At 72.1% G+C, this 5817-nt stretch carries 4 protein-coding genes and 1 pseudogene; 3 read left to right on the top strand and 2 right to left on the bottom strand.

Annotation, left to right across the window (positions count from 1 at the left end):
- Positions 1–40 precede the first annotated feature (40 nt).
- The gene (locus tag DQW06_RS26365; protein ID WP_013152701.1) at positions 41–1357 is read right to left on the bottom strand and encodes an MFS transporter; all 1317 of its coding nucleotides are present in this window, start codon (positions 1355–1357) and stop codon (positions 41–43) included.
- 281 nt (positions 1358–1638) lie between these two features.
- Here DQW06_RS26365 and DQW06_RS26360 point away from each other — a divergent pair, with 281 nt between their 5' ends.
- Complete coding sequence (locus DQW06_RS26360) at positions 1639–2547, top strand: LysR family transcriptional regulator (protein WP_013152702.1); 909 nt, start codon at positions 1639–1641, stop codon at positions 2545–2547.
- Positions 2548–2589: 42 nt separating this feature from the next.
- Here DQW06_RS26360 and DQW06_RS26355 read toward each other — a convergent pair whose 3' ends face one another.
- On the bottom strand, positions 2590–3756 hold the full coding sequence (locus DQW06_RS26355) for a sensor histidine kinase (RefSeq protein ID WP_117199514.1): 1167 nt from the start codon (positions 3754–3756) through the stop codon (positions 2590–2592).
- A gap of 320 nt (positions 3757–4076) precedes the next feature.
- On the opposite strand from DQW06_RS26355, the gene DQW06_RS26350 reads away from it, so the two are divergent.
- Together DQW06_RS26350 and DQW06_RS26345 are read left to right on the top strand one after the other, a co-directional pair.
- Positions 4077–5339, top strand: coding sequence for a DUF418 domain-containing protein (locus tag DQW06_RS26350; RefSeq protein ID WP_117199513.1), 1263 nt, complete (start codon positions 4077–4079; stop codon positions 5337–5339).
- Positions 5340–5558: 219 nt separating this feature from the next.
- A pseudogene (locus tag DQW06_RS26345) lies at positions 5559–5817 on the top strand (S9 family peptidase); the annotation flags it as partial.

The raw sequence follows: 5817 nt of genomic DNA, 5'->3' as shown, positions 1-5817 counted from the left end.
GGTCCGGCCGCGGCCGGACCCGGACGGGTGGGGGGAGGGTTCAGCGAGAGGCCCGGTCGCTCTCGTGCAGCAGGTCGGAGCCGCTGGTCTCGGGCATGGTGCGCAGTGTGACCGCGCCGATGACGCCGATCACGACCATGGTGAAGGCGGGGACCATGCTGCTGCCGGTGAGGGAGATCAGCCAGGTCATCAGGTACGGCAGGGTTCCCGCGAAGAACGCCCCGGCGACGCTGTAGGCCATCGACAGCCCGCTCTGCCGGGTCCGGGTCGGGAACAGCTCCGCCACGGCGGACGCGTGGGTGCCCAGGATGACCGCCAGGATCGCGGCGAGGCCGAAGGTCGCGGCGAACGCCGCCCACGAGGTCTGCACCTGCATCAGCCAGAACAGCGGCACGGAGGCCGCGATCAGCAGCGCGGCGGCGGTGTAGAGCACCGGCTTGCGGCCCACGCGGTCCGAGATCCTGCCCGAGAGCGGGATGATCCCCATGGCGACGACCGAGGCCACCGCGGAGAGCAGGGCCGCCCGGTCGGCGGGCACCCCCACGATCTCCTCCTGGTAGGTGATCAGGTACACCAGGACGATGTAGAAGGTGGAGTTCATGAAGGTCTCGATGCCGACCGTCTGGAGGAACTGCCTGCCGTTGGAGCGGAACACCTCGACGACGGGCTGGCTCGGGACGTTGTTCATGTCCTCCAGCGCGCGGTACTCGGGCGTGTCCTCGATGCGCAGGCGGATGTAGAGGCCCACCGCGGCCATGGGCACCGTCAGCAGGAAGGGGATCCGCCACGCCCAGTCGAGGACGACCTCGGCCGGGAAGGACGCGTGCAGGGCCCACACGGCGAACGACGCGCACAGGAACCCGCCGACCGAGCCGAACTCGATCCAGGAGCACCCGAACCCGCGGCGCTTGGGCGGCGAGAACTCCGCGAGGAAGGCGGCGGCCGAGCCGAACTCCCCGCCCGCGGCGAGCCCCTGGATGATGCGGGCGACCACCAGCAGGATCGGCGCGAGGATGCCGACGGACTCGTAGCTGGGCAGCAGCCCGAGCATGAGCGTGCCCGCCGCCATCGAGATGATGACGATCGACAGCGTGGTCTTGCGCCCGAAGCGGTCGCCGAGGTGGCCGAAGAGCACCGAGCCGAGCGGACGCACGAAGAACGCCACGGCGAAGACCGCGAAGACCGACAGCAGGGCGGTGGTGCCGTCCTGCTCGGGGAAGAACACCTGCGCCATGGTGGTGGCCAGGTAGGCGTAGACGGCCCAGTCGAACCAGTGGACGAAGACGCCCACCGCCCCGGCGAACACACCCCGCCGCAGGTCCTTCTCGTCGACCTGCTCCGCGACCTCGCTCGTCATCTCTTCTCCTGGGGTCTCGTCCTGGCGCGCACCGGGGTCGGGGAGGCCGCAGCGGCCTCCCCGGTCGGGGCGTCCCTGTGCATGGTCAGGAGGCCGCTCGTTCGCGGGAGTGTGGTCTCGAACGCCTGGCGGGAGCGGGGTGGGGCCCACGGCGCCGTCGGTATCCGACCTGCCTGTGTCATGGGTCACCACTATCCAGGCGGGGCCTAGGATCTGTAAAACACATAGTTCCGAAGATCTCCTTCGGAAAAAGCGATAGCTCCGAAGGGAGGGCCGGACCGATGGGCGACGTGAGCCTGCGGCAGCTGGAGTACCTGAGGGCCATAGCCAGGCTCGGGTCGGTGACGGCGGCGGCGCGGGAGCTGTTCGTCTCGCAGTCGACGGTCTCGACGGCGTTGTCCGATCTGGAGGCCGCGCTGGGGGTCACCCTCTTCGTCCGCTCTCCGAAGGGGATGCGCCCCACCGCGTCGGGGCAGCGCGCCCTGGCCGTGGCCGACGACGTGCGGGCCAGCCTCGAACAGCTCCGGGAGACCGCCAGCCGGGAGAGGGAGGAGGTCGAGGGGGACCTCACCATCGGCTGCTACGCGACCATCGCGCCGATCCTGCTGCCGAGGGTCATCGCGGAGTTCTCGCGCCGGTATCCGCAGGTGCGGCTCTCGTTCGTCGAGGCCTCCCACGGAACCCTCCTGGACGACCTGCTCAACTCCCGCATCGACCTGGCGATCACCTACCACTACGAGCTGGCGAGCGTCCGCCCGGCGGTCGGCGTGGCCTCGCAGTGGCTGCGGTCCGATCCCCCCTACGCGCTCACCCCCGTGGACGGACCCCTGAGCGCGAAGGGGGAGCTGACCCTGGCGGACCTGGCGGTCGAGCCGCTGATCCTCTTCGACCTGCCGCCCGGCGGCGACTACTTCCTCGGCCTGTTCGACAGGGCGGGGCTGACGCCCAACGTGCGCTTTCGCACCACGAGCTTCGAGATGGTGCGCGCCCTGGTGGCCCGCGGCCTGGGCAACGCCCTGCTCACCCAGCGCACCGTGCTGGAGCGCAGCTACGAGGACCTTCCCTACGCGACCAGGGAACTCGACATCCGGTCCGAGGGGCTCGGGATCGAGGTCATGCGGCTCGCGGGGCGCAAGCCGGTGCGGCGGATGGAGGCCTTCGTCGACGTGTGCAGGGAGGTCGTGGTCTGATCCGCCTGGGCGCCGGGGGCAGGGCGGCCCGGGGCGGAGCGCTCACCCGCGCGCGGTGTTCTCCGGGCCCGGCACGGGGGCCAGGTGCGGGAACTCCGCGGCGGTCGTGAACCGGCCCTCGTCGTGTCGGACCGTCAGTTCGCCGCCGCTGTCGGCCACCCGTTCGCGCAGGGTGGCCAGCCCCCGCAGCCGGGTGGGCGGTTCCTCGGCGGCGCCGTCGTTGACGATGGTGATGCCGGTCTCGGTCAGGGTGATGCGCACCCGCCTGGCCTGGGCGTGGCGCAGGATGTTGGTGGTGGTCTCGCGCAGCACCTGGCCCAGCAGCTCGCCCGCGCCCGGGGCCACCTCGGCCTCGCGGTCCACGCGCACGTCGATCTCGGCGGCCTCGAAGAGGTTCTTGGCGTTCTCCAGCTCCGCGGACAGGTTCAGGCGACGTTGGGCGTGGGCCAGTTCGCGGGTCTGGGTGATGGTGTCGCCGACCAGGGCCTGGATCTCGCCCAGTTCCTCCTCGGCGCGGTCGGGGTCGGCGCGCACCAGTTTGCGGGCCAGCGCGGTCTTGAGTTTGACCACGTGCAGGGTGTGGCCCTGGATGTCGTGCAGGTCGCTGGCGAAGCGCATGCGCTCCTGGGCCACGGCCAGCTCGGCCTCCCGCTCACGCGCCGCCGCCAACTCCGCGATGAGGCCGTGCATCGCGTGGACGAGGATCGTGAGGACGACCCCTCCCAGGGCGACGCCCGCCGAGGCGACCACGTACTGGAGCAGGAAGTCGACCACGCCCTCGCGCGACACCACCAGTTTCGCCGTGAGCCCGGCCGCGGCGAAGGCGGCGATCCCCGCCGTCGCCGCCCGCTGGTGGCCCGGCAGGTCGAGGATGATGATGGTGGCCACGATGGCGAACCCGTAGGCGGGCATGGAGACGTCCACCAGGAGCATGCCGAACAGCCACAGGAGCGCGGTGACGACCAGGCCGGCGAGCGTGGCCCGGGAGAGGCGGCCCACGTGCCACCGGCTGACGACCAGCAGGGTCGCGGCCAGGCTCACGGCCATGAGGATCGCGTCCTGCCACGAGCTGGCGTTCACCGCCACCAGCAGCGCTCCGACGGCGGAGACCGCGCCGGTGATGAGGTCCACGTGGAGCTTGCGCAGCCGTCCCTGCGTCTCCTCGGTCTTCTCCGAAGTCACGCGTGTCCCTTCCAGGTTCGTGTCCACCGCGCACGGTCCTTCGCCTCGGCCCCTCCGCCGCCGGAGCGGCGGCGCCCGGGCCGCGGGGGCCGGGCGGAGCGCGGGTGCGCCGCCCTCCTCGGAAGCGGGAGGCCCGCGTCCGCGCGAGTGGGCGCCGGGTGCGCCCCCAGTATTCTTCCGGCTCCGCCGCGCGCACCAGTGACGCCGCGTCATGACCTGGACCCGACAAACGTCACGGCCGGGTGGTGACGTGGTCCCACTGCCGCCGGAGCGCGGCGACGGCTGCAATGGAGACAGTCCCCCGAACGCAGACCGATCGCCGCGAAGACCCTCTGGAGCCCGTCACCATGACGACCGACCGCGCCGAAGGCCCGCCCTCCGTCCCCGGAGACCCGCCCGCAGCCGCCGCCGACACCCGGGCCCCGGCGGGTTCGACGCCGGTGGCCGAACGGGCCCTGGCCCCGGACCTCGCCCGCGGCATGATGCTGCTGCTGATCGCGCTGGCCCACGTGCCGTGGTTCCTGTACCAGGCGCCCACCGGCCTGGCCATGCTGCACCCGGTCGGCGGCAACCTGGCGGACAGGGCCGCGCAGTTCATGACGATCGTCGTCGTGGACGCCCGCACGCACACGATGTTCGGCTTCCTCTTCGCCTACGGCATCGGGCAGATGTACCGCCGGCAGAGGGCGCGCGGCACCAGCGAGGGGGAGGCCCGCGGGCTCCTGCGCAGGCGCCACCTGTGGATGCTCGTCTTCGGCGCGGTCCACGCCGCCCTGCTGTGGCAGGGCGACATCCTGGGCACCTACGGCCTGATCGGCCTCATCATGGTGCCGCTGTTCCTCAACCGCAGCGACCGCACCCTCAAGATCTGGCTGTCCGTCCTGCTGGCCCTGGGCGCCCTGGTCACCGTCGTCTCGGCGGCCTCGGTCCTGCTGGCGCCGGACGCGGTGTCCACGGCCGCGGCGACCGACATGCAAAGGGCCAGTATCGCCGAGACGGGCTACCTGCTCTCCGCCGTGTTCCGCCTCCCGGCCTGGTTCTTCGGGCTCTTCTCCGGCCTGTTCACCCTGGCCCTGCCGACGGTGTTCCTGATCGGCCTGCTCGCGGCGCGGCACCGGTTCCTGGAGGACCCGGCGCGACACCTGACGCTGCTGCGCCGGGTCGCGGTCCTGGGCATCGCCGTGGGGTGGGCCGCCGGAGCGGTGCTGGGCCTCCAGCACGTGGGCGTCCTGGACGCCACCCACATCTCGGCGGTCTCCTCGGTGCACTTCTACACCGGGATCTTCACCGGGGTGGGCTACGCCGCGCTCTTCGGGCTCCTCGCGCACCGGCTCTCCGCCCGGGGGGCCCAGCGGTCCCTGCCGGTCCGGGCCCTGGTGTCCCTGGGGCGGCGCTCCCTGAGCGGCTACCTGGCCCAGTCGGTGGCCTTCGCCCCGTTCCTGGCCGCCTGGGGCCTGGGCCTGGGCGTGCACCTGTCCAGCTGGTCGGCGGTGCTGGTGGCCGTGGGCACCTGGCTGCTGACCGTCGCGGCGGCGTTCCGGCTCGACCGCGCGGGCAGGCGCGGACCGGCGGAGGTCCTGCTGCGGAGGCTGACCTACCGCAAGCCGTGACGCGGGGCCGTGGCGCGCTCCCGCGACGGGGCGGCGCCACCGCCCCGGCATGACTTTCCTCCGCTCCGACTGATGACGCGGTGTCAGCGGTGGCACCGCGGAGCCGGAAGAACACCGAAAGACGGATTCCAGCCGACGCCGCGGAGCCGCGGACGGACGCGGGGGCACGGCCCTCCCGATCCGCGGCTCCCGTCACCGAACACCGACGAAAGGAACGACATGGCACTGCCCGCGAGGATCTCGGTCGAGGACTTCTTCGGTTCGCCGGAGCGCGCCGGTGCGACGATCTCGCCGGACGGCGCGCGGATCGCCTACCTGGCTCCGTGGAGGGACCGGCTCAACGTCTGGGTCCAGGACCTCACCCCGTCCGGGGACTTCGACGGCGAACCGCGCTGCGTGACCGCCGACGAGGTCCGCAGCGTGCAGAGCTACCAGTGGACCGAGGACCCGCGCTGGCTGCTCTACCTCCAGGACAGCG

Source organism: Nocardiopsis sp. TNDT3 (assembly GCF_003427465.1).
Classification (GTDB): domain Bacteria; phylum Actinomycetota; class Actinomycetes; order Streptosporangiales; family Streptosporangiaceae; genus Nocardiopsis; species Nocardiopsis dassonvillei.
Note: the sequence above shows the minus strand (reverse complement) of the source record. Positions and strands in the feature narration are given on the sequence as shown.